Genomic DNA, 245 nt, shown 5'->3' on the forward strand with positions numbered 1-245 from the left:
GAGCCCGTTACTCCCGTTGCCCCTGTTGGGCCGGTTGGGCCCGTGGTTCCGGTTATTCCTGTTGCTCCTGTTATCCCCGTTGCTCCAGTCACTCCGGTATCTCCGGTCGAGCCAGTTTCTCCGGTTGGACCCGTGATTCCAGTTGAGCCAGTCGCGCCGGTTGGGCCTGTTACTCCGGTTGAGCCCGTTACTCCCGTTGCCCCTGTTGGGCCGGTTGGGCCCGTGGTTCCGGTTATTCCTGTTGC

Annotated in this window: 1 protein-coding gene; it reads right to left on the reverse strand. The window is 62.4% G+C overall.

What is annotated here, in order from left to right; genetic code table 11:
* On the reverse strand, positions 1–245 hold a 245-nt coding region (locus OQ477_RS20885; RefSeq protein ID WP_265973610.1), incomplete at both ends, for a hypothetical protein.

This window comes from Bacillus sp. ChL18, from assembly GCF_026241425.1.
Lineage (GTDB): Bacteria > Bacillota > Bacilli > Bacillales > Bacillaceae > Bacillus > Bacillus velezensis.